Origin of the sequence: Mycobacterium sp., assembly GCF_049683355.1 — a bacterium.
In the GTDB taxonomy this organism is placed as follows: Bacteria; Actinomycetota; Actinomycetes; order Mycobacteriales; family Mycobacteriaceae; genus Mycobacterium.
Genome location: NZ_JBAUJB010000011.1, coordinates 1 through 1,848 on the forward strand (window position 1 = coordinate 1; position 1,848 = coordinate 1,848).

The following is a 1,848-nucleotide window of genomic DNA, read 5'->3' on the forward strand; positions in this document are numbered from 1 at the left end:
AGCGGTCCATCTCCAGCATCGACTTGTCGACCTGACGGATCATGCCGTCGGTGGTCTCGATGTGCGGAACGATGAACGTCTCGGTGCCCCAGGTCAGCGCCAGCTGGCTGCGCACCTCGGGCAGCGCGGTGAACGCCAGCACCGGCAGCGGCGTGTGCAGCCGGGCCAGCCGACGCACCGTGTCACCGGATTGGGTGAAGGCGACCAGCGCCTTGGCGTCGAGGCGTTCACCGATGTCGCGGGCGGCGTAGGAGATGACGCCGCGCTTGGTGCGCGGCACGTGGGTCAGCGGCGGTGCCGCGACCGAGTTGTCCTCGACCGCGCTGATGATCCGGGCCATCGTCTTGACGGTCTCGAACGGGTACTTGCCCACCGAGGTCTCACCAGAGAGCATCACCGCGTCGGCGCCGTCGAGCACGGCATTGGCCACGTCGGACGCCTCGGCCCGGGTGGGACGGGAGTTCTCGATCATCGACTCCAGCATCTGGGTGGCCACGATGACGGGTTTCGCGTTCTCCCTTGCCATCTGGATGGCACGCTTCTGCACGAGGGGAACTTCCTCCAACGGGAGCTCCACACCCAGATCACCACGGGCGACCATGATCGCGTCGAAGGCGAGCACGATCGCCTCGAGGTTGTCGATGGCTTCCGGCTTCTCGAGTTTGGCGATCACCGGGACCCGCCGGCCGACGCGGTCCATCACCTCGTGAACCAGTTCGACGTCGGCGGGTGAACGCACGAACGACAGGGCCACCAGGTCGACACCGAGCCGCAGCGCGAACTCCAGGTCTTCGATGTCCTTCTCCGACAGCGCCGGGGCCGAGACGCTCATCCCGGGCAGCGACATGCCCTTGTTGTTGCTGACCTTTCCGCCCTCGGTCACCGAGCAGACCACGTCGTTGCCGTCGATGTGCTCCACGACCAGACCGACGTTCCCGTCGTCGACCAGGACCCGGTCGCCCGGGCTGGCGTCCTGGGCCAGGCGCTTGTAAGTGGTCGAGACCCGATCGTGGTTGCCCTCGAAGTCCTCGACGGTGATCCGCACCGTCTCGCCATTGACCCACTCGACGGGCCCGTCGGCGAAACGGCCCAACCGGATCTTCGGTCCTTGCAGGTCGGCGAGGATTCCGACGGCGTGTCCGGTCACATCGGAGGCAGTCCGGACGCGCTTGTAGTTGGCCTCATGGTCGGCATAGTCGCCATGGCTGAAGTTCAGCCTGGCGACGTCCATCCCGGACTCCACCAGCTTCTTGACCGCCTCCTCGGAGGCAGTGGCGGGGCCCAGCGTACAGACGATTTTTCCGCGTCTATTCACGGGTGTTGAGCATAGTCGTTAATCGATTCAGACGACGGCCAGCGGGAGCGCACCGGGCCTGACCGGCGCGGGAAGGTCCGACTCCCCCATCAGGTAGCTGTCGACGGCGTGCGCGGCGCTGCGGCCCTCCGCGATCGCCCACACGATCAGCGAGGCGCCCCGGTGGGCGTCGCCGCAGACGAACACCCCCGGGCTGGTGGTCTGCCAGTCCTGGCCGCACGGCACCGCCCCGCGGCGGTTGAGCGCCAGCCCCAGGCCGTCCAACAGCGGCATGTGCTCCACACCGTCGAACCCGATCGCCAGCAGTGCCAGCTCACAGGGGATCTCCAGCGAGTCCCCGACCGGCACGACGTGGCGTCGTCCCGACTCGTCGCGCTCGACCTCGACCTCGGCGATCTCCACCGCCCGGACGTTGCCCTGCTCGTCACCGAGAAAGCGTTGTACCGCCACCTGGTAGCGGCGGTCACCACCTTCGGCGTGGGCGGGCGACAGACGGGTCCGCAACACGATCGGCCACGTCGGCCACGGTGACC

General features: G+C 67.6%; 2 protein-coding genes. Both read right to left on the bottom strand.

What is annotated here, in order from left to right:
* Positions 1-1,315: pyruvate kinase (gene pyk, locus WA944_RS00430; RefSeq protein ID WP_526646068.1), on the bottom strand; the 1,315-nt coding region annotated here is incomplete at its 3' end.
* Between the two features lie 27 nt (positions 1,316-1,342).
* Positions 1,343-1,848 (bottom strand): FAD-dependent oxidoreductase (locus tag WA944_RS00435; protein WP_526607979.1); only part of this gene is annotated, 506 nt, incomplete at its 5' end.